The sequence below is a fragment of the Thalassoglobus sp. genome (genome assembly GCF_048270125.1).
Taxonomy (GTDB): domain Bacteria; phylum Planctomycetota; class Planctomycetia; order Planctomycetales; family Planctomycetaceae; genus Thalassoglobus.
Window position 1 is genome coordinate 93,427 of record NZ_JBLWTN010000013.1, and the last position, 21,897, is coordinate 115,323.

14 protein-coding genes are annotated in these 21,897 nt (G+C 50.5%); 11 read left to right on the forward strand and 3 right to left on the reverse strand.

Annotation, left to right across the window (positions count from 1 at the left end):
* The first annotated feature begins 16 nt into the window (after nt 1-16).
* Complete coding sequence (locus ACN0YR_RS15275) at nt 17-1,714, forward strand: glycosyltransferase family 39 protein (protein ID WP_417850109.1); 1,698 nt, start codon at nt 17-19, stop codon at nt 1,712-1,714.
* Here the strand turns inward: ACN0YR_RS15275 and ACN0YR_RS15280 are convergent.
* Nucleotides 1,705-2,748 carry a prenyltransferase/squalene oxidase repeat-containing protein gene (locus ACN0YR_RS15280; protein WP_417850110.1) on the reverse strand — a complete coding sequence of 348 codons (1,044 nt, stop codon included), beginning with the start codon at nt 2,746-2,748 and terminating at the stop codon, nt 1,705-1,707. The two genes, ACN0YR_RS15275 and ACN0YR_RS15280, sit on opposite strands and share 10 nt — an antisense overlap.
* Before the next feature lie 650 nt (nt 2,749-3,398).
* Here ACN0YR_RS15280 and ACN0YR_RS15285 point away from each other — a divergent pair.
* The 3 genes from ACN0YR_RS15285 to ACN0YR_RS15295 all read left to right on the forward strand — a co-directional run bounded on the left by ACN0YR_RS15285 (nt 3,399) and on the right by ACN0YR_RS15295 (nt 6,896).
* A complete protein-coding gene (locus ACN0YR_RS15285) occupies nt 3,399-4,226 on the forward strand; it encodes a serine/threonine protein kinase (RefSeq protein ID WP_417850111.1) in 828 nt (275 codons plus the stop codon).
* Nucleotides 4,195-5,196 (forward strand): PP2C family protein-serine/threonine phosphatase, encoded by a 1,002-nt coding sequence (locus tag ACN0YR_RS15290; protein WP_417850112.1) that lies wholly within the window; start codon nt 4,195-4,197, stop codon nt 5,194-5,196. Before ACN0YR_RS15285 ends, ACN0YR_RS15290 begins: the two co-directional genes overlap by 32 nt.
* 116 nt (nt 5,197-5,312) lie before the next feature.
* Nucleotides 5,313-6,896: a ThuA domain-containing protein gene (locus tag ACN0YR_RS15295; RefSeq protein WP_417850113.1), complete on the forward strand. Its 1,584-nt coding sequence runs from the start codon at nt 5,313-5,315 to the stop codon at nt 6,894-6,896.
* A gap of 79 nt (nt 6,897-6,975) precedes the next feature.
* On the opposite strand, the gene ACN0YR_RS15300 is transcribed toward ACN0YR_RS15295, so the two are convergent.
* Nucleotides 6,976-8,490 (reverse strand): arylsulfatase, encoded by a 1,515-nt coding sequence (locus tag ACN0YR_RS15300; RefSeq protein WP_417850114.1) that lies wholly within the window; start codon nt 8,488-8,490, stop codon nt 6,976-6,978.
* Nucleotides 8,491-8,947: 457 nt separating this feature from the next.
* Here ACN0YR_RS15300 and ACN0YR_RS15305 point away from each other — a divergent pair, with 457 nt between their 5' ends.
* Both ACN0YR_RS15305 and ACN0YR_RS15310 read left to right on the forward strand, forming a co-directional pair.
* Nucleotides 8,948-10,222 carry a PQQ-binding-like beta-propeller repeat protein gene (locus ACN0YR_RS15305; RefSeq protein WP_417850115.1) on the forward strand — a complete coding sequence of 425 codons (1,275 nt, stop codon included), beginning with the start codon at nt 8,948-8,950 and terminating at the stop codon, nt 10,220-10,222.
* A gap of 489 nt (nt 10,223-10,711) precedes the next feature.
* Nucleotides 10,712-12,973: a HEAT repeat domain-containing protein gene (locus ACN0YR_RS15310; RefSeq protein ID WP_417850116.1), complete on the forward strand. Its 2,262-nt coding sequence runs from the start codon at nt 10,712-10,714 to the stop codon at nt 12,971-12,973.
* Between the two features lie 388 nt (nt 12,974-13,361).
* Here the strand turns inward: ACN0YR_RS15310 and ACN0YR_RS15315 are convergent, their stop codons facing one another.
* Nucleotides 13,362-14,294 carry a histone deacetylase gene (locus ACN0YR_RS15315; RefSeq protein ID WP_417850117.1) on the reverse strand — a complete coding sequence of 311 codons (933 nt, stop codon included), beginning with the start codon at nt 14,292-14,294 and terminating at the stop codon, nt 13,362-13,364.
* A gap of 453 nt (nt 14,295-14,747) precedes the next feature.
* On the opposite strand from ACN0YR_RS15315, the gene ACN0YR_RS15320 reads away from it, so the two are divergent.
* The 5 genes from ACN0YR_RS15320 to ACN0YR_RS15340 all read left to right on the forward strand — a co-directional run bounded on the left by ACN0YR_RS15320 (nt 14,748) and on the right by ACN0YR_RS15340 (nt 21,883).
* Nucleotides 14,748-15,992, forward strand: a complete 1,245-nt coding sequence (locus ACN0YR_RS15320; protein WP_417850118.1) for a HEAT repeat domain-containing protein — start codon at nt 14,748-14,750, stop codon at nt 15,990-15,992.
* Nucleotides 15,993-16,097: 105 nt separating this feature from the next.
* Nucleotides 16,098-16,463, forward strand: a complete 366-nt coding sequence (locus ACN0YR_RS15325) for an STAS domain-containing protein (protein ID WP_417850119.1) — start codon at nt 16,098-16,100, stop codon at nt 16,461-16,463.
* 134 nt (nt 16,464-16,597) lie between these two features.
* The gene (locus tag ACN0YR_RS15330; RefSeq protein ID WP_417850120.1) at nt 16,598-17,677 is read left to right on the forward strand and encodes an LOG family protein; all 1,080 of its coding nucleotides are present in this window, start codon (nt 16,598-16,600) and stop codon (nt 17,675-17,677) included.
* 384 nt (nt 17,678-18,061) lie between these two features.
* The gene (locus ACN0YR_RS15335; protein ID WP_417850121.1) at nt 18,062-21,331 is read left to right on the forward strand and encodes a tetratricopeptide repeat protein; all 3,270 of its coding nucleotides are present in this window, start codon (nt 18,062-18,064) and stop codon (nt 21,329-21,331) included.
* 294 nt (nt 21,332-21,625) lie between these two features.
* Entirely contained in the window at nt 21,626-21,883 is a 258-nt protein-coding gene (locus ACN0YR_RS15340; RefSeq protein WP_417850122.1) for a ribosomal protein L7/L12, read from the forward strand.
* Nucleotides 21,884-21,897: the final 14 nt, after the last annotated feature.

Consider the following 21,897-nt stretch of genomic DNA (forward strand, 5'->3'; position numbering starts at 1 on the left):
CCGAAGGTCGCTGGAGATGGCATCTCGTAATCATTTGATCGAGTCGCTTTTCAGTGCTCTCTTCGGAGTGATCCTTCTCGTCCTGGCGATTCCTGCTGTCGGTCTCCGTATTGCAGCACGTCTCGTCCCTTCAGAATTATGGAACGATCGTGGTCAGACACTTTCATGTCTGCTCCTGATCTATGCACTCCTTTTCTTTGCAACCAGTCTCTATTTGTTTCAGAGGACCAGTAAGTCTCCACCGTTGTGGGCTCTCTTGCGTCGAGAGTTCATTGAGAGATCACGGCGACTGCTTTCGTTTCTGCGCCGTCTGCCTGAAACATTCCCACGCCTGCTCCCGGTTCCGTTGCTGATGTTGATGGGACTCGGCGCGATTGTGCGGCTCAAGTTCCTTGATCAACCGATGCGGTACGATGAGTCTTACACTTACATCGAGTACATTAATCGTGCCCCGCAGTATTTGTTCCTGTATTCAGATCCCAATAACCACGTCGGTCACACGCTTCTGGTAAAGCTTTCGACGTTGATCTTCGGAAGCAGTCCGATCTGCCTCCGATTCCCTGCGATTCTGGCAGGTCTCTGCTCGATTCTTGTCGGCTTTCATGTGGCGAAGAGGATGTTCTCGCAGAATGCAGGCTATTTCTTTGCAGCTCTGATTGCCCTCTTCCCCTATTTCATTTTGTACGACACGAACGGACGTGGTTACTCGCTGGTCGTGTTACTGAGCTTAATACAGATCCTGCTTTCACTGAGATCAGATCAAGAGTTGCCCAGTCCCCTGCCCTTTGCGTTTGTCACGGCATGCGGTCTGTTCGTAATGCCGTCGTATTTATTCTTTGCAGCTGGGATAGTGCTGTGGCTGGTCGTTATTCGGACTCTCATGAACGGTTCTGGTTTGGAACTCTTGAAGCGATTTCTGATCCGGTACAGCATGGCTTGCCTGCTGCTGACTTTCGTGGTTTATTCACCTGTCATCCTCGCGAGCAACGGCATTTCGCCTATTGTCGCGAATCGATTTGTGGAGCCCCTTTCGTGGGGCGAGTTCGTGTTAGAATTGCCCTCACACTTGGCTGAAACCGTCCAGATGATGAGTCGCGGCATCCCGACTGTGGGACTCGCTTTGCTCGTTCTCTGCTTTCTGGTTGGGACGATCACGTCGATCCGGAAGAGCAACTGGCAAGCCGCTCTCTTCTTTCCCACTGTCGTGCTCGGTGGTCTGGCCGTGCTGATTCTGAAACGAGCGATCCCCTTTGACCGAACCTGGATCTTTCTGCTACCGATTTTTTTACTTCAGGTCGCAAACGGCTTTGTAGAATGTCTCACCATGTTTCGCAGATCACCTGAACGAACGCTTCAACTTGTGCAAGTCGTCTCTTTCATGATGGTCCTGGGGATGTCGTTCTTCCTTATTCGGGATGATGTCATCACGAAGTTTGAGGACACCGGTTCGTACCCAGAGGCTGAGGATCTGGCAAAGTTGCTTGTCGAACTGGATCAATCCGGAGAGAGTATCGGCATGTCCAACCCGCTTTTGAGCGTCCCGCTGAATTACTATCTTTCCCAGCTAGGCGTCGAGTCTGTCTCGGTCGCTGAAAAAGAAGATGACCCGATGATCTATCTCCTTGGCCGGGAAGAGAGACCGAAAGAATTCGATGTCGGGGCGTATCTGCTTGAGCAAGAGTTTGAGCAGACGTCGGTTTATCGTCAGCGTTGAAAGATTGGCAAGTACCCGTTCTTCAATTGCAGGATCGTAGCGTTCATCGCGGTGACGTACACCGGGCCGACGCTGTTATCTTGCCACGACCCATCAGGAGACTGTTGACTGATGAGGCGAGCCTCGATCTCTTTACGGTACTTCTCCCAGAGGTCTTTCTCACGATACATGACCTGTGCGAGATAGTAGTGCATGTAGTGCCAGTGTCCGAAACCGTTCGCCTTGATCCCGCCTCCTTCAGGCCAGATGTTGGTTTTGCAGTATTTCAGCATGAGTTCTACATCTTTCGAATCACCATAATCGCCAGCACTGTACATGCTGGCAACGGCCGCTGCAGTGATCGGTTCACGTGCTCCTCCCCCACGAATGCTGTACTGCACTCCCCCTTCGGGAGTCATGCAATCATGAATGTACTTTTTGGCCCGGTCAATAATCTCTCGCGGGACCACGATACCGGCGTTTCGGCAGGCACGCAGACCTTGAACTTGCGTCACACACGTGGAGCCCTCGTCGAAATCGTTCCCCTCTCGGGCAGAAACGTATCCCCACCCGCCCCGTTTGGTCTGAGCTTCAGCGCTAAACCGAACGGCTTTGTCCAGCACATTCTTAATTTGCGTTCGCCGCTGTGCATCCTCTTCTTCGCCATAAACCTGGGAGAGAAAGAGCATGGAAAAGCCGTGCCCGTAGGTGTAGTGATAATCGTCTGGATAACCGATGAGCCCAGATGGCTGAGACATATCGACTAAAAAGTCGACAGCTCGTGAAATGTTTTGAGCGTATTTCCCACGCGTGGTGGTCGACCCCTCTGCTAAAAGAGCCGTACCTGCCAGTGCAGTCATCGCGACGCGATAGGTGGCCCCGTTGGCTTCCCAGTGGCCTTGTCGCTTTTGCTCTTTCGCTAGATAGTCGAGGCTGCGAGTGACCGAACGCGTGACCGCAGGATCATCAGCAGCGGCTTGAACCGGATGTGTCACTAAGACTGCCATCAAAATCGCACAGATGACGCAGGCTCGATTAGCAAAAGAGATATTCATTCAAGACTCCTTTCGAGAAACTCATAAAATGAGATCACGTTAATCTGTCTGCCCCGACGGTATTTTTCCCAAACTGAAGTATCTCAAAGTTTCAGAGGAAATGCGAGTTGGAACTCCTGTAGTTTGATTCGCAGGATGCTTTCATTCATCGGCGGTTGCCGAAATGTTCCTTTACGCATTGGACACAGGCCTATCATCGCTCGAATGTACCCGGCATCGCTGCCAGAGCGTTTTCAGTGCAAATCATGCCCGCGAAGTTCACTTTCATGACTTCCCAAGCTACTCGCCACGAGGCAGGTGATCAGGACCAATCCTGTGTTTGCTCGCCTTTCATTGAGCAGTCGCTGTTCGACGCCCCATTTGGGTGAGACTCTCAGCAGACTCAAGTTTGCCAGCAGAATCCATTTTTTCGGAACTTTAGTTGTAATGATTCTGCCGCAATTGCACCTTGGACGGTTTTGAATGAGCCTTTGTTCCGTTCGTGTCGATAATTCAAGATGGTGGGTTGAGTCGGAAACGAGCAGTCTCACTTCAGACCTGCAAATTTGTTCGAGGAATCTGTACACAACTCGAAACAATCGTTAAAGATAGCGAGTGGTTGGGAACATACACTTCTGGGCCCAGACCCTCCGCAAGAAAATGAGGCACAAATGAGAGGTCTCTTCACGGTGGCATTGAAAGCTCGTCAAAAGTTGGGCAAGTACAAGATCGAAAAGCGCCTCAGCGAAGGGGGATTTGCGACTGTCTATCAAGCATTCGATACGATCGAAGGACACCGGGTCGCCCTCAAAATTCCACACGCTCATCAAATGAGTGACGATTTGCTCAGAGATTTCCGGAACGAAGCCCGCATGGCTGCCCGTCTGGAACACCCGAACATTCTACCGTTAAAAGATGCATCGATTATCGATGACTACTTTGTGATCAGTATGCCCCTTGGAGAAAGAACGCTCGCCGATCGACTCCAGAAGAGACTTGCTCTCAAAACATCACTGGGACTTGCGGGTCAAATGCTGGATGCGCTGGCTTATGCGCATCAGCAGAAGATCATTCACTGTGATGTAAAGCCGGAAAATATGGTCCTCTTTGCTGACCATCGACTCCGCCTGGCTGACTTCGGGATCGCCAAGGTTGCATTAAAGACCATTCGCGGATCAGGGACCGGAACCGTTGGGTATATGGCTCCTGAACAGGCGATGGGCAAGCCCTCCCCTCGGTCTGATGTGTTCTCCGCGGGACTCATTTTGTATCGTATGTTGTCTGGAGAATGGCCTGAATGGCCTTATGAATGGCCCCCCGCGGGAATCAAAAAGCTACGGGCCAAAGTTCATCCAGACTTTATCGCATTCCTGAAAAAGGCCATCGACCCGCATCCTCGAAATCGATTTCGAGATTGCGAACAGATGAGAAATGCATTTTTGCGTCTGAAACCTAGAGTACTGAGCTATGCCGAGCGACGCAGGACAAAGTCCGCTTGAACCGTCTCAAGAGGTCACCGATTTCAACCCGCGTCTCGCCGATACGGTTGAAATGGATGCGCTTCCGCTTCAGCCCGAGAAACCCGATCCGCCAAAACTTACCGAAGTTTCACAAACACAACTCGGCAACGGAGAGGCAGTCTGGGTTTCGATCAAATCTCCTGCGAAGCCGACAGAGAACGAAGATTCGGTGACAGCGTTTTCAATCGGATCACAACGTGGGTTACTTGTTGTCGCTGATGGACTTGGCGGTCACCGTGGCGGCAAAGCAGCGTCGCAGTCTGTCATGCGAGGATTGCAGAAAGCGTTTTCTGATTCCGATGATTTTCATGAGCAAACCGAAATTACCATAAGCGGTAGCCTGAAGGTTCTCGTCGGAATGCCGACTGCTTTAACCGATACTGACTATCGCTCCATGATTCTCGACCAGATTGAAACGACCAACCGTCGCTTACTCAGTGGTCGTACTGGTGCAGCCACAACTTTAGCTTTGGTCGAAATCGCGGGAAACCGGATCCGGACTTACCATGTCGGGGACTCCCCCATTCTGGTGATCAGTCAGCGTGGTCAGATCAAACATGAAACCATCGCCCATTCTCCGGTTGGTTATGCTGTTGAAGCTGGCTTACTTTCTGAGAAAGAAGCGATTTCCCATGAAGATCGTCATCTCGTTTCCAACGTTGTGGGAGCCAAAGACATGTCGGTCGAGCTGGGACCGTGGGTGAATTTAGCAGCCCGGGATACCGTCTTGCTGGCATCTGACGGATTGTTCGATAACCTATTATCTGTAGAAATCGTTAATCGAATTCGATCTGGAAGTTTACGCAAGGGTGTTCTGGAGCTGGCGAACCTGGCTCTGAAACGAATGAGCGATCCTCAGCCGAAGCTTCCTTCGAAACCAGATGACTTGACGATCCTTGCCTATCGACGGCTTCCTCCCAGAAAATTAAAAAAGCGGGAGGAATCGTAGGTCCGGCCCAATGATCTGTTTAACGTTGATATTCTCAAAGGTTGAGAAGTCAAAGCAGGTTTGAGGACCAGCTCTCACGTCTCGGTTGCCTGGATCGAATTACTTCAGGAGCCCCGATGAGACTCTCTCGCTTCAATTTACTGACGTTGATCTTGCTGGTCCTGGCGACAGCACAAACGACTCAAGCTGATGAGTTGGCACTTACGCTGCGATATCAAAAACCGGTCAACGAGGAAGGACGCCTCTTTCACACTTTGACACGTGACGAAGTTTGGAAAGCTGAGGAGACCGTTCTTATCGTTTGCGATGTGTGGGATTCGCACACTTGCAAAAACGCTGTGATGCGTGTGAATGAAATGGTTCCCCACTTGAACAAAGTGGTCACCGAAGCTCGCAATCGAGGTGTCACGATTCTTCATGCTCCGAGTGGCTGCATGGATTTTTATCAGGATCACCCGGCACGCCAGCGTGCAATCAACACTCCGAAATCAAAGAATCTCCCCGCTGAAATCACACAATGGTGCTACAAAATTCCGGCGGAAGAAAAGGGAGTTTATCCCATCGATCAATCCGATGGTGGATGCGATGACACTCCGGAAGAACATAAAGTCTGGCAAGCGAGTTTAGCCCCGCTATTGAAAGACTCGAAGTGGCCCTGGCGCCGGGAACACAAAGCGATTTCGATCGACCCAAAGAAAGACTACATCAGTGATCAAGGAGACGAAGTCTGGAACATTTTGGAGAACAAGGGGATCAAGAACGTCATCTTGACCGGTGTCCACACCAACATGTGTGTTCTGGGACGTCCATTTGGTTTGCGACGTATGGTTGAAAACGGAAAGAACGCAGTCCTGATGCGCGATCAGACCGACACGATGTATAACCCACGGAGCGAACCATACGTCAGCCATTTCACGGGGACAGACCTGATCGTCTCACACATTGAACGACATGTTTGCCCGACGATTACCAGCACTCAATTCATCGGCGGAAAAGAATTTCGATTCAGTAAGGATCAGCGGCCCCATCTCGCGATCATCATGGCTGAGGATGAGTACCGCACCAACGAAACTTTGCCTAAGTTTTCGATCGACCCGCTCGGAAAACACTTTCGAGTGACTCTAATCAACGGAAATTCTAAAGAGCGAAATGACATCCCCGGAATTGAAGCGATTCAAAATGCTGACGCTCTGATCGTCAGTATCCGTCGACGAGTTCTCCCGACTGCGGATATGAAGATCGTCAAGGATTTCGTCGCGGCCGGAAAACCTGTGATTGGAATTCGTACCGCCAGCCACGCTTTTTCACTTCGCAAAGAGGAACCGCCAGCCGGCTTTGGGGACTGGAAAGAATTTGATGCGCAGGTCTTCGGCGGAAATTATCACAACCACTACGGGAACAAACTCGTCAGTATGGTGCAGGTCATGGACGTTGATCATCCAGTGCTGAAAGATGTCCCCCGCGAAGAGTTCAAACAGGGTTGGTCTTTGTACCGAACCTCTCCTTTGAAAGAAGGAACCACAACATTGATGACCGGAACTGTTGAAGGTCAAGAGCCTGAACCGGTCACCTGGACGTTCACACGCGCCGATGGTGGCAGGTCATTCTACACCTCTCTTGGTCACATCGACGATTTCGAAAACCCGGCATTTCGAAAAATGCTCTTAAACGGAATTCATTGGACTCTGAATAAAAAGTAGTGAGAACGTTTTTGGAGCAGTTTGCTCTACCGTGTTCCCGTGAAGAACGCATTTCGCTAAAGCATTTCCATTGCTCTAATCAGCGTTTTGTCTTCAGGCCGTTTTTCTTTGCCCAGGAGAACCACAAGTTAGAAAGCTCTTTGACCTGCTCAGGATGCTCGCTGGCCAAATCGTTCGTTTCGGTGCGATCTTTGACGAGATCGTAGAGTTCCCAGGCTTTGACTTTCTTGTCCCAGCAGAGTTTCATGTCTCCTTGACGAATTGCTCGGTTCCCGGACCATTCCCAATAAAGGTTCTCGTGTCCGGGGCGAGGTCCCCCTTCAAAAAGATTGCGAAGTGAAAGACCCTCAGTAGGGAGAATTTTCTCTCCTCTGAATTCCTGCGGAATGTCGACTCCTGCCAGATCTGCACAAGTCGGTAAAATGTCGATGATGTGACCGACTTCTTGGCACCAGGAGTTTGCAGCCACAGTCTTCGGCCAGCGAACAATGAGTGGTGTCGAGATTCCACCTTCATGCACCCATTGCTTGAATCGCCGAAATGGCGTGTTTTGTGCATAGGCCCAGCCCGGTCCACAGGTGGTGTAAAATTCTTCCACACCGGGAGTTCGATGAGGGTCAACACCACCCGGTAACTCTGCACATCCTCCATTGTCGGAAAGAAAAATGATGACCGTTTCCTCAGCGAGTTTGTGGTCGTCAACTGCATTGATGATTTTTCCAATCCCGCGATCCATGCTTTCGATCATGGCTGCGTAAGTTGCCATCAGGTGATCCTGATAATCCTGATTTGGAAATGAGTCCCAGGCTTTAACTTCCGGGTCTCGCCCGGGAAGTTTCCATCGAGGATCGACAAGTCCAATCTTGAGTTGACGTTCGTAACGTGATTGCCGCAGCTTTTCCCATCCCATCATGTATTGATTCCGGTATCTCGCAATATCTTCCGGCTTAGCATGGAGCGGGTAGTGTGGAGCCGTGTAACAAACATGCAGGAAGAATGGCTTCTTCTGAGAGACTGCTTTATCAATCGCTTTTGTGGCGTAGTCGCTGAACGCATCGGTTGTGTAGAAGTCATCTGGAAACTCGGTGATTCGCTGATCGTCTTCACCGAACCAGCGAACACGCTTCCCCTTGAACTCTGGGTCGGGACGCGCGGGGTTATGGAAATTACAACAGCCGTCCAGCAGCCCGTAATAATTATCGAACCCACGATCCGACGGCCGATTGGGGGCTGAGCTTCCCAAATGCCACTTTCCACTGAGAACGCTGTAATAGCCAGCTTTCTCAAGGACTTGCGGAATGGTGACCATATTCTTCTTGAGCAATCCTCCAGACTGACGGGGGTAGAGCCCGGTCATCAGCGATGCGCGAGTCGTCGTGCATTTCGCATTGTTGTAGAACTGCGTAAAGCGCATCCCTTCAGCAGCGAGGCGGTCGATGTTCGGAGTCTGAATCTCGCTTCCGTAGCAACCGATGTCCGAAAATCCCATGTCGTCACACATAATGAGGACAATGTTCGGTTTGGTGACCTCGGCGACAGTCTCCGTTGCGTGCATCAACACCAGACAGAAGGTCAAGAAACGCCAGTTGTGCATTGAAAACACTCCGTGTCGATTGAGGCCGCATCAATAAGAGTCGCAGGAAGACACAATGTTTCACACCTGGGAGAGAGATGCAAGTTGGCGATCAGAATAGAGGACTCTCTCACTTTCTGAGTCTATTTCTGCATCTACACTAAAACGTGGTGAGAATGGCGGGCTGATTCCTCCGCGTCAAACTTTTGAAAATGATTCCCTGAAGTCGTTCTCGCAGAAATCCTTCTCAGATAGATCTGTCGATTCTCTAACTGCACGAAAACAACATTTCGTTAGCACCGCGAACTTGCTGTACTCTGTTGATTGCCAGTCGTCTCTTTTCTGTTGTAAAGTAATGTGTCTCCAATCGTGCGTTGGAAAATGACCTTCCGTTTTCATGGATGACCTCCCGATTCGTTGTGCTTTCGACATTTTCTCTCGAGGCACATCGCCAGATATTCAACAAGGATAGAATACGATGCTGAAAGTCCGCCTGCTCGCAGCTGTTATTTGCGTGCTGATGATTCAATTTGCTTACGCGAAAGATTGGCCACAGTGGCGTGGCCCGAACCGTGATGGAAAACTTGTTGGCACGGGACTCAAGCTTGATTGGAAGAAGGATCAGCCCAAACATCTTTGGACCATCGAAGGAATGGGACGCGGCTATGCCAGCTTGTCCGCTGCCGATGGAAAACTTTACACAACAGGCAATCTTCCCGATGGTCAAGCTGTCATTTGTGTCGATGTGAATACCAAAGAACTGGTCTGGTCCACACCTCTTACAAGCCAAGCCCCCAAGCATGGCTATCCCGGATCACGCTGCACCCCAACCTTGGATGGTGAAAATTGCTATGTCGTGACTTCGGATGGAGAAATCGTCTGCCTGAAGAGCAGCGATGGCGAAGTCGTCTGGCGTCGCGATTTCACGAAAGACTTCAATGGCAAAATGATGTCTGGCTGGGGATTCTCAGAATCTCCACTGGTTGATGGAGATTGGGTGCTCTGCACACCTGGCGGACAGGATGCAATGATTGTCGCGCTGGACAAGAAAACTGGCAAAGACGTCTGGCGAACTTCTGTCCCTGATCTGGGAGAGAAAGGGAAAGACGGCGCCGGCTATTCATCAATTGTCGTCAGCGAAGCCGCTGGAGTGAAACAGTACGTTCAGCTCGTTGGTAAAGGTGTGATCGGAGTCCGTGCCAGCGATGGGAAACTGTTGTGGAACTACAATAAGGTCGCCAACGGAACAGCCAACATCCCGACGCCTGTTCCTTTCGGAGATAATGTCTTCGCATCCACAGGATACGGAACCGGAGCTGTCTTGCTGAAACTCTCCCGCGATGGTTCAGGTGTTAAAGCGACTGAAGAGTATTTTCTCGATTCAAAAACCTTTCAGAATCACCATGGCGGTATGATTCAAGAAGGTGAGTACCTGTACGCAGGACATCAACACAACAAAGGCTTTCCGATCTGCCTGCACATTCCCACAGGCAAAGTCCAGTGGCTGGGTGAAATTCGGCGAGAAAAGCCAGAGATGTCTGGATCGGCTGCGATCACATACGTCGATGGCCAGATTATTTTCCGTTACCAGAACGGAACCGTGGCTCTTGTCCAAGCCACACCGGACGGATTCGAACTCAACGGCAGTTTCACACCGGAATATCAAGACGACAAAACCTGGTCACATCCGGTTGTTTACGAAGGGAAATTGTATCTTCGTGAGCAAGACAAGCTGATGTGCTACGAATTGTAAGGGAATCAGCTGGATGACATCCTTATCGGCATGTCTGACCAGAATCGAATTTCCATGAGATCTACCTCGGAGTGGGTCGTAGAGCGTGGGCAGGAAGAATTCAGAGCAAATTTGCTCTCTTTCCTGCCAACACTTTGCGACCCACTCCGTCGTTTATAGAAGGAGACAAGTCAGACAAGTTACCGCATTGAGTTGCGGAAACGAGTTTCGTACTCACTTTCGAGTGGACGATGCCTGCCTTCGCTTGATTGCGGAGGGTCAAGACAGGTTCACATTGTGATGATTGGCCGTATTTTGGCGGATAGGGGAAGTTCGTCATCAGGAGAATCGGTTGCTCTGCATCCGTTGTTCAAGCGTTCGCTCTGGAGTTTCGATAAACTTTGGTACAGGAAGATCTCATCCTGAAAGAACGATTGCGCCTTGAGGTAAGTTAGAGAAGGTGCGTTGAAGATACCATTTTTTCCGATTTCCACCGATGGAGTTGCAGTCATGGCATGTTCGCAGTCCTGTTATTCGCGAGCGACTGGTTTGCAGAGACTCACCTTCTGCCTTGTCATGTTGGTAGCACTCCCAGCGCTGGCCCAGCCCGGTGGAGTCGACACTGGAACAGAACCAGAACGTGTTCTCTCTGCAGAGCCCGAGACTCAGGAAGGCCGCTTTCAGGCTGCTTTGTTGATGGTCAAACTGGCTCGACCAGAATTGGCGAAACAATATCTTGCCGATCTGATCAAAAACGAACCGACCGACCAGGAACTGATGCGCCTTCGGGACAAGTTTGGAACATCGACTTTTCTAAGCTTAACGAATGTCGACGGTTTGGATCCCGAGGCGAGTGAGCTGCTGAAAATGCTCACGACAGCTGTCGCAAATAAGACCAACGATCCTGCCTACGCAAGCAGTTTGCTGCCGAAGTTGATGGGTTCTGCACGCGAGCGAGATGAAGCACTCACCGAACTCCGCGCACTTGGACCGTACGCCGTTCCTCCAATGCTGCAAGCGATCGAATCCGGATCGATTAGTCGTGATGTTCTAATTCTGAATCTGACCCGACTCGGTGACGAAGCGGTTCCACCGATCATTGGTGCATTGACTTCTCCATCGGAGAAAATCCGGACAGCAGCAGCTGAAGTTCTGGGCTGGAGCGGCGGAGAAGAGGACGTGATTTGGCTATGGCAAGTAGCGTTCGGTGAAAATCAACCTAGCGGAGTTCGAGAAACGGCATTGATGGCAATTGCTCGAATCCGATACGACGATCCACGACAGGCGATTCGTGTCAATTCGTATGGAGTGGCGGCTCAGCTAATCGAATCGGCGATTCGGTATCTCGCGCAACGACACGAATGGGGCGTTCGATATGAAGATCTGGAGTTGATTCCCGTTTGGACTTGGGACAACGATCAGGCAACTGTTGTCGAAACAAAATCGACTCGCAACCACGCCTCGATTCACTTTGCCGAACGCTTAGCTCGAGAAGCCGCTGAAATTTCACCAACAAACGAAGATGCCCCAATCGTCTTACTGGCTGCGAAGATGGTTCGAGACATCGAAGCTGCTGGTTGGGATCGACCGGTTCCTGCTGGTCCTGGCACTGCTCTTGATTTAGCTGTGACTGCCGGTCCGGAAGCATGCCGGCAAGTCTTGGCACTTTCATTAGACAATCAGATCCCAGCCGCATCGTTGAGTGCCGTCACTGCACTTGGAATGAATGGTTCCCGCACACAACTTTCTCGATCTGCCGGGAAGCCCGAAATTATTGAAGCTCTCGATTCCCCCAATCCACGAGTTCAGTTCGCTGCCGCAGTCACCATTCTTCAATGGGAACCGACAAGGTCTTTCCCGGGTGATCGCCGTGTCGTCGAAATCCTTGTCCGAGCCATCAATTCCAATTCCAAGCCGGACAGTGTTGTTATCGACCCCAACATCCAAAGAGGGACAATGACAGCCAGTCTGTTTAGTGAACTCGGGTTTGATTCCTCACTGGCTGCCACCGGGATGGATGGGTTCAAAATTGCTTCTCAGCGGGGAGATGTAGAACTTGCCGTTCTGCACCCTAATACAATTCGCTGGGGACTGACACAAACGATTGAGAACCTTCGGGCTGATTCACGAACCCGTCACCTCCCTCTGGTCATTTACGGTCCCGCAGGATTGCGAGGCGAGTTCTCGTCTATCCAGAATCGATTCCAGAATGTTGTGTATGTCAACGAAGCGGTCAATTCGCTGGAGATCAATCGCGAACTTCGTCCGGTGCTGCAACAGCTTTCACCTCCTCCACTCACTCGTGAGCAACGTGCCAATCAGGTGAACGAAGCTGCCTACTGGTTACGTTGGATCGCAACGAGTGCATCGCCTGGAGTTTTTGAATTGGCTGCTCACCAGGACGACTTGATCAAAGCGACTAACAATCCCGCCGTGGCAGACGATGCGATTATCGCTCTGGGAGCAATCGCTGCTCCTGATGTTCAACGTCGGCTTCTGGAAATCGCTGAATCCGTCGCTGCCGACACAGCAGTCCGCCAGCGGGCTCTTCTCCAACTGGCATTTAACATTCAGCGATTCGGCGTTTTGCTGACACCGGCAGAACTGAAGCGTGTTTCAGCACTGAGAGAAAATTCAGCAGAGCCCGAACTGCAGTCGGCGGTCGCGAGTGTACTTGGTTCTCTAAAGCCGAAAACACAGGCAGTTCGAAAACTCATTCTGGACACCCCTGATTCACCGAAGCCAATCTCCGCAGAAAAGCCAGCGACCTAGAGCAGTTTGCTCTACCGTTTGCCCGTGAAGAACGCATTTCTCTAGTAAAAATGCTGTCCGCCACGAGGCAGATCCTGCAAACCAATTTGAAAGATGCTCTAAGTCCAGTCGGTTCACCTCGAGGTCATGAAGCATGAGATCATTCACTGGATTCGAAGATCCGGCGTACCGTGACCGCATCAACCTCGAAATGTAAACTCGCAAACACAAGTTGCCAATTGGATTGAGAGCATACTTCATTGAGGTCTTCAGTCTCCCTGAGAGAAGCTTGCGCTACACGTGTGGCCGTGAAGAATGCGTTTCACCAATAAAATTGCAATGCTCCGCAAGGCGGTCTGCGAGTACGGATTCGAAAACCCAAGCCCCTTCATCAAGCATCAAGTCTGTATCAGTCGCCCAGTAATTCCTGGAGATGGACCTTCACCGAGGCTGCCAGAGCTTCGGGGTGATACCCACCTTCGAGCATACTGACCAGACGCCCCTGACTATGTGTTTGAGCAACGTCGAGCACCATGTTTGTAAGCGTCGCGAAGTCTTCGGTTTCGAGCCCCAGCGAGCCAATCGGATCGAGGCGATGCGCGTCAAAGCCGGCGCTGAGCAAGATCAGCTCTGGCTTTGAAACTTCGGCAGCCTTCGTCAACGTTTTCTCAAAGCGGTCGAGGTAGGCCTTTCGCGATGTTCCAAATGTGACCGGTTCGTTGAAAGTCTTACCGAGTCCCTTGCCCCGCCCTGTTTCGTCGCTGTCACCGGACCCGGGGTAAAAGGGAAAGCGGTGAATGGAAAAGAAGGTGACTGTTTCGTCATCGTAAAACACATCTTGTGTTCCGTTCCCGTGATGGACATCCCAGTCGATAATCAAAATTTTGGAAACGTCACATTCCTGCTGAGCATATCGAGCAGCGATCGCAACGTTGTTAAACAGACAAAATCCCATCGCATGCTCCGGGACCGCATGGTGCCCCGGCGGCCGGATCAAACAGAGAGCTTGCGAATCTTTTCCTGTCAGGACCAGTTGAACCGCTTTACAAACAGTTCCAGCAGCCAAAGTCGCAACGCGATAGGAATCAGGGCTGACGACAGTGTCTGCATCAAGTCGACCACCACCAGCTCGAGCGACATTTTGGACATTCTGAAGATGATCCAGTGGATGAACTGCAGTGATTGCTTGCTTTTCAGCCTGCTCAACTTCAGCGAACTTCAATCGTTCATGCTTCGGGAAGGAGTCAAGCATTTCCCTGAGAACATGAATTCGATGCGGATTTTCAGGATGTTGCCCTGTTTGATGTTTTTCGAATTCTGAGGATGTCAGGACCGTTGTCATTGTTACACTCCGTGTCATTAGGCGATTTGACAGGCATCACTGGAGACTTTGTTACATTGTAATCGAAAGTCAGAATCAGTGTGACAGCTAGAAACCCATCAAACATAACGACGTAAAGCCAGAAGCGATAAGAACAAACAACTTGACACCGGCTTTTCGCCGATGCTAGTTTAAGCTTGCACGATGAGGCAAAACTCTTTCTTCTTTCAGATTCTATGGGGGAAGATTTTGTTTTCTGAATCCATTATGTCGGGCTCACTTCGAAAGTCTGCTCAAGTCGTGTACCATTTCGGACTCAATAAACTTCGTTGATCGGTCCCGCGCTCGCGGGAAAATCCAACAATGTACAGATGTGGGGGAAGCCGAGTGTTTCCACTGACTCGTCAGAGTTTTATCACTAAGTTCACGGTTCTTCTCACAACAATGTGTGTGTGCAGTGGGAATCTCAACCTATTGGCAGACGACAAGGGAGATGGTGGTGCTAATCCCGCTGCCCCACCGCCCGCTACTGGAAAAGCCGCAAGTCCTACTGCCGTTCAATGGCAGCAACCGTCATGGTATATGAACGAGAAGGAAGCGGACCAATTTCAGCGACAGAAAATCAGGATTGTTCAATTTCTCAAACAGAACAATTTGAACACGAGTCAGCGAAACGAGGTCAATAAGATCGCGTATTTCTATCTTTCGCGGATGACTCACGAAGATGTTCGGCAGTCGATCCCCAAAGATGTCACGACTCGATTGAACACCGACATTCTTTCATCAAGTAATCGGCCTGAAGCGAGGGCCATTCTGATGGACGAGATTCTCAAAGAGGTTCCGAAAATTCTGAACCATCCCAGCGCCATCGTGCGAACGAATGCAGTGATGATGCTGACGGAATTGAGTATCGAACCTGCAAACTTCCAGTCAAAAACTCCCGCAATTCCGTACGTTCCGGTTCACAAGGTTCTGATCGATATTCTGGCAGATACAACCCAACTGCCCGAGTGTAAGGTTATTGCAGCTCGTGGGTTGGCACGCGTTTGTCGAGATGCGGTCAATAACACGCTGACAACTGCGAATCGTTCAGACATTGCGATTGCTCTGACAACAACTTTAAAGTCTGTCCCTCCGGGATCGGCAGATGAAGTCTGGTGGCTCCGATATCGACTTGTTGATGCATTAGGATTTGTGGACCGCATAGGGGACATCAACAACAATCCGATTGTGATTGACGCGATTCTTGAGGTGCTCTCAAACCCCGATGAGCAATTGATTGTCCGCTCACAGGCAGCTCTCAGTATTTCCCGTTTGCCATTCACCGGTTCGACGAATGTCCAATTGATTACTCACGAGATTTGCCAGTTGACTCTCAGACTTTCAGCGGAATTCAACAAAGACAAGAAGAATCCCAAGGGACCGCAATGGCGAACTTACTTCTCGCGTGTCTACATTTCGTTCCGTCCGGAACTGCAATCGGAGGCAGAGAAGAACTGGGGGCTGCTTTATCAGGTCAAGCGTGGAGGACTGGGGGGAAGTGTCAACTACGTAGACGACGCATTCGCCCAGATCATGCCCATCATCAAATCGATTGTTGAATCGGAAAATCCTGGCCCAATCCCGGATGCTGCCCTGAAATCGCTGACAGCCTGGACCAAGGCAAACAAGCCGACCGATCGGAAAGTTACCCCAAAGAGTAAACCACTGCCTGAATAAGCAGCTTGCGAGACGGTCGAAGGAGCGAAATCATTCATTCGTTCCGTCGATTGGCCCCTCCCTTTCGCGGTCACCACTTGGCAGTTAGCAGAATGGACTCTTGAAATGGCGCCTGACCCGAATATGATCAGCCTGGAATGGCACGGCGATGCCCTTGTTGTGATCGCCGCCGGGGCTGTGGAGGAATTGAACTGGGACATTGTTGAACACGCTGCTGAGATCGTGCTTGATCCGATACGACAGCAAAAAGCCCCGATGGTTGTCTTTGATATGTCTCAGGTCAAATACTTCGGGTCCGTCTTTTTAGCCTTGCTGATTCGCTGTCATAAACTCGTCAAAACATCCGGCGGGGTGATGGTGATCTGCGGCCTCCACGATCTCGCCAAAGACCTATTACATATTACGGCTCTCGACACACTCTGGGCGATCTACGAAACACGTGAGGAAGCGCTCGAGGCGATCGGGGCGTAGCTGGAACAGCTTTCGAATTGGCGTACAGGTTCTGCCTTGTGGCGAACAGCAATTTTGTTGATGAAACGCGTTCTTCACGGGCAAACGGTAGAGCAAACTGCTATAGAAGTCACAAACAGGAAAAGGATTTCTCAATGTCACAAGATAAAAATCGCAAAGCTCGGCTTGCGCGAACAGATGTTTCTGAAGATCATCCACTTGTTACAGAACACGATCCAACAACCGAGCGGACTTCTCGGTTAGTCGAGGAAATTAAAGAGACCGCCGACAAGTTCGCGCGAGATCGTGCGACTCGTGGGGATCTGAAGATTGTCTCTCGCGCACTTCGTGAGCTTCGCTATGCTTTCAAGGTCTTCACCCCCTACCGAAGAAACCGGAAAGTGACCGTGTTTGGTTCTGCTCGAACCAGCCCGGATCACCCGGCGTATCAGGCCTCTTTAGTCTTTGGAAAACGCTTTGCCGACGCAGGCTGGTATGTCGTGACAGGTGCCGGAGGGGGCATCATGGAGGGAGCCCACGTTGGAGCGGGGCGCAAAATGTCGATGGGGCTGAACATCATGCTCCCCTTCGAACAGGAATCTAACTACGTCATCAGCAATGATGAAAAACTCGTCAACTTGAAGTATTTCTTCACCCGTAAGCTGATGTTTGTGAAAGAGGTCCATGCTGTCGCATTGTTCCCGGGAGGATTTGGAACTCAAGACGAATGTTTCGAAACACTCACGCTTGTGCAAACCGGAAAACGTGAATTGATGCCGATTGTCCTCGTCGATGAGCCGGGCGGAAGCTACTGGAAGGATTGGCAGCAATTCGTCGTTAAGCAACTGGAGAAGAATGGACTCATCTCACCAGTTGACCATTCGCTTTATAAAATCACGGACAATGTCGACGAAGCTTTTGACGAAATCATGAACTTCTATTGCGTGTATCACAGCATGCGATACATCAAAGACAAACTCTATTTTCGCCTGCACTTCGAGCCGACCGAGGAGTTGCTGGAAGAGCTTAATACCGACTTTGCAGATATCATTTCCAGTGGAATTATCGAGCGTGTCGACGCACACCCGCAGGAGGCTGACGAAGAGCATCTGGCACACATGCCACGGTTGGCTTTCAACTTCAATCGACGAGATATGGGCCGACTGCGACAAATGGTCGACTGTATCAATGACTCTTTCGAAGCCTGTGCAGTGACCTGGTCACCGGACGATTAAAGTCCTGCGAGGAAGCCTGATTTTCGTGACTTAAGCGATCTCCAAATCGCCATCCCTTCCCCCTTGCTGGACATAGGACCGATACCAAGTGTCACAGGTGAAGGATTGGGTTTTGGTCCGCATTTGAGGCGCCGTTTTAGAGCGATTTCAATGCGTCCTGCGCTCATGCAGGTCACTTTCAGGACGTGATAAACTGCTCCTCACAAGGCAGATTACGAATACGATTTTGAAAACGCTCTAAACTCAATCTCTGAATGGGTTTCGTGAAGTTCCGACTCTCTTTCTGCCTGCCGCTTGACCCTCTTGCGGGTTGAGTCCTAGAGTGGTTCCATATATTGATTTATTCTCTCTTTTTTATGAAATCTTTCATGCAAGGAACCTGCTGTGATCGAAGACCCCGATCAAAATTCTTCTTCGACTCCACCAGAGAGTTCACCTGAGTCTACGATTCCAAAGGACGATTCCAAAACTCACGAAAAACCTGTTGCAGACGTCTCAATGACTCCCGTGGAGGACGAGCCGCTCCCGGAATGGGTTGAGTTGACCCCGGAGTTGTTTGAGGATGAATGTGTCCGTGGCGACTTTATGCTTCGCTGGGCAGCCATTTTGCTCGCAGTGCTGTTCGGATGTTGTTACATCACCGAAACACCGGTTCTTGTTCAAGTGAAGAGCGGGCAGTTCGTAACTTCGAACGGGTTCCTTCCTCCGCGGACTGATCCTTTTGCGATTGCGACTGAAGGACAAAGCTGGACGAACCTGCACTGGATGGCAGATGTTGTATTGGGAACAGTTGAAAGCATCGGCGGGTTTCAAGCGCTTTCGATTCTCACTGCGTTCAAGCTAGGCGTATGCTTCTGGTTTCTTTCGCAAATCACTTACAAAAACGTCTCGACATGGTGGGCATCGATTTGTGCGGTGCTGGCAGTCATTGCGGTCTTTCCGGCAGTTCAACCTGGAGAGTCATCGGTCACGATTCTCGGGTTCTCGCTGTTGTTGTACTTGCTGCATCGGTGGCGAGAAACTCCAGATTCATCCGTTCTGTGGGGGCTTCCTGTACTCTTCATCTTTTGGGCAAATATGGACACTCGTGTCTGGGTGGGACTCTTGTTCCTGCTAATTGTTATGGTCGTCCATGCTGTGAAACGGACTGCGACGAAACGGCAATTCACGATCGGAGCCGCCGCACTGATAGGAGGTGTGCTCCTCTCACCCTGGCCGGTTCAGCCGGTTCTCGGTTTTCAAAGCACCATTGCAAATGCGACGCAAGCTCAACTCGAAGGTCTATCCGGAGAGCTGTTTCCACGTTATGCCTTCTCGATGATGTCACCAGAGTTCTGGGTCTCACCGGATATTTTCCCGATTGCAGCGGCGGTCTTATTGGGTCTTTCGTTCATCTGTCTATTTTTGAACGCCGCTCGTTTTGACTGGTCACTAACATTTGCCTGGATGGTGATCAATGGATTGTCGTTCTACTTCGGAGAATTGGTTCCGTATGCCGCCATCATCAATTGCATTGTCGCCACGCTGCAAGGGCAAGACTGGTATCGAAACAAATTCAAGAACGACTTCGAAATCAAAGGCACTTCCGTCTTCATTGCTCGCGCCGGGCGTGCAGTAACCGTGGTTTCGTTCTTTCTCGTGGCCTATGCGACCATCAATGGTGCTCTCATGGGACCACAAGGTCGTCGCATTGGATTGGGGCTTGACCCACGTCTCAAGAATCGTCTCGAAAGTACCGAGCAGGACTTGGTCAAAGGAGCGTACGAAGGACGAGTTTTCAATGTCCGGGCTGACCAGGGCGACATGTTGATTTGGTTAGATCTCAAACCTTATCTCGACTCTCGCAATGGTTTGTTTGCAAATGGACAGACCGATTTCACTGAAGTTCATCGCCAGATTCGTGCCAGTCTGTTCGCCCCCGTCAGTCCTGAGGGAGTTGCAGAAGCCACAAAACAAAATGCGGTTTCGTGGCAAGACGAATTTGCAAAAAGCAAAATTCATTCGCTCGTTCTGCGACTATGGGGAGAGGCCCCAGCGTACAGCCCATTTATGAAATTGGTTGGAACGCGAGCCTGGCCAATGACCGGTTTCGGTGCATCGGGAGCAATCTTTACTCGGGGAGACCTGGACGATCCGAAAGTGATCGCATTTATCGAAGAGAACATCGCTTCACAGTTTGTCGAACAGGCCTACAGGCTGGACGAGAAAAGCAAAGTCGTGACCGAAACAGGACCGCTCTGGCCACGGGCGACCTCGGAATACGACAAATGGCTGATTCAAAAATTAAAGGTGATGTCGAACGATATTCAGCTCGCTCGGCACTACATCGCGATTGCTCAGCGGCTGCAAACAACCCTGGCACTTGAGCAAGGAATGGCGATTTCTCAACTTGCTATTCGAGGGGCTTCGGAAGGATTATTCAAAACTCCTGATGATCCACATGCCTATCGTGTGATGATCGATGCACAGGGATTTCTTCAAGATGCCGAACAGAGATTCCTGTCACTGTATGGAGTGAACTACCCTATTCAATTCCGAGTTCAACAAGCCATTTGCCATGCGTTTCATGCTGCAAAAGCGAGCGGGAATGCTCGGAACGACATGAAACGCCTCTTCTTTATTTTGCTTAATCAGCAAAGCCTTGACACTGCCGAAGCGGTCGCTGAGAAATACTCTGAACTCTATGGGCAATTGATTGTCTCGAGTGAAGGTCAAGACGAAGCCGTCATCGAACAGGGAAAACAGATTCTGGAGCAGATCGAAACAGCCGTAGCAGACGTCAAGAAACAAGTTGCTGAAGCACGCGAAAAGTCGGTGGCAATCCCGCAACTCGCAGCGATGGCATTACAAAACCGCTGTCCGGCCATGGCGCTCTCGATTCTGGAAGAAGACAAGACTGTTGTCGCCAGCAATCCCGGATTGCAATTGATGCATGCGACACTCCTTCTCAGGAACGGGCGAACAGAAGAAGCCTGGGAAGAATTGGAAGGTCTGGAGAGTCTCGTTTCTCAATCAGGCGCCCAGAACGCGCCCTTCGTTTCACAATGGCGAACGACAACGGCGCTCGCAAACGCAGTGGCGAATCAACGGCCGCGAGCTGCCGAGTTGTTCGGCGAGCAGGCGCTGACGCTGAATGAACAAAACTTGAGGTCGATCATCCATCAGCCACCCGGTTTTGCCGAAGCCTACCCTGTGATTGATATCTGGTCGGGACTCTCGTTAATGACGCACTTTTCCGCACTCCGCGATTTCCCTGAACGTTGGGCGATCCTCAAATTGCAGCAGGCATTGGTTCGCATCGACCAGGGAAACCTTCAGGCAGCTAAGGATGTTTTGCAAACTATCTACGATGTTCATCCTGAGTTTTCGATGAGGAGTCTTGTCGTCCTGTATCTCTCCCTCATCACTGGAGAGGAATACGAACTTGAGCCACCTAGCCAAAAGATTCCGATCTGGGATGGAATGTTTGTTCCAGACGAAGAAGAAGCTTCAGCGATTGAGCAGAACATGCCTCCGAAACAACCGGGGAAAGACCCCGCATCCGAGAAGCAGCCCGCCCCAGAAATGAAATCTGAGACAAACAACAAACAGGATACAAAAAAGAACCTCCCACCAACTCCCGCACTGCCCGAGCGGGCAGATTCAAACAACTAGAGCAAATCCAATGTTGGTCTTTACGTTCTCCCTTGAGGAGAACAGTCTATGATGTCACGAAAGTGAACTTCACAGGCACGACAAGCATTGGAAAAACATAGAGTATTTTCGAGACAGGTTGTTGTTCACTCGATCTTTAATCGCTTGTCCAGGTTTTGTCAGAGATCAAGTCATGTTAGAGCAATTTGCTCTTCCGTGTGCCCGTGAAGAACGCATTTCACGAATGAAAATGCTGTTCGCTACGAGGCAGAATCTGAACGCCAATTCGAAAGCTGCTCTAAATCAGGAGACACGATGTCTGACCTCAATGAAGAACAACGCCAGGAAATTCTCGATGCGATCAAGTCTGGGAAAAAAATCCGGGCGATAAAATCCTATCGTGAGTATACTGGCCAAGGACTGAAAGAATCGAAAGAGTTCATCGATCGACTCACAGCCCAACTTTTGGAACAAGATCCTGATGCAATTCAGACTTCCAAAGTAGGGTGCGGGACGACGATGGTTGCGTTTTCAATTCTGGTGATGTTGACTTACGTTGGAATGGTTTCGTGAATTCGAGAAGTTGT

What these genes read in the sequence shown, in the direction of transcription:
- ACN0YR_RS15295 (WP_417850113.1), top strand. Translation starts at nt 5,313, where the DNA reads ATGAGACTCTCTCGCTTCAATTTACTGACGTTGATCTTGCTGGTCCTG.
- ACN0YR_RS15325 (WP_417850119.1), top strand. Translation starts at nt 16,098, where the DNA reads ATGGCGCCTGACCCGAATATGATCAGCCTGGAATGGCACGGCGATGCC.
- ACN0YR_RS15330 (WP_417850120.1), top strand. Translation starts at nt 16,598, where the DNA reads ATGTCACAAGATAAAAATCGCAAAGCTCGGCTTGCGCGAACAGATGTT.
- ACN0YR_RS15315 (WP_417850117.1), bottom strand. Translation starts at nt 14,294, where the DNA reads ATGACAACGGTCCTGACATCCTCAGAATTCGAAAAACATCAAACAGGG.
- ACN0YR_RS15340 (WP_417850122.1), top strand. Translation starts at nt 21,626, where the DNA reads ATGTCTGACCTCAATGAAGAACAACGCCAGGAAATTCTCGATGCGATC.
- ACN0YR_RS15280 (WP_417850110.1), bottom strand. Translation starts at nt 2,748, where the DNA reads ATGAATATCTCTTTTGCTAATCGAGCCTGCGTCATCTGTGCGATTTTG.
- ACN0YR_RS15285 (WP_417850111.1), top strand. Translation starts at nt 3,399, where the DNA reads ATGAGAGGTCTCTTCACGGTGGCATTGAAAGCTCGTCAAAAGTTGGGC.
- ACN0YR_RS15290 (WP_417850112.1), top strand. Translation starts at nt 4,195, where the DNA reads ATGCCGAGCGACGCAGGACAAAGTCCGCTTGAACCGTCTCAAGAGGTC.
- ACN0YR_RS15310 (WP_417850116.1), top strand. Translation starts at nt 10,712, where the DNA reads ATGGCATGTTCGCAGTCCTGTTATTCGCGAGCGACTGGTTTGCAGAGA.
- ACN0YR_RS15305 (WP_417850115.1), top strand. Translation starts at nt 8,948, where the DNA reads ATGCTGAAAGTCCGCCTGCTCGCAGCTGTTATTTGCGTGCTGATGATT.
- ACN0YR_RS15275 (WP_417850109.1), top strand. Translation starts at nt 17, where the DNA reads ATGGCATCTCGTAATCATTTGATCGAGTCGCTTTTCAGTGCTCTCTTC.
- ACN0YR_RS15300 (WP_417850114.1), bottom strand. Translation starts at nt 8,490, where the DNA reads ATGCACAACTGGCGTTTCTTGACCTTCTGTCTGGTGTTGATGCACGCA.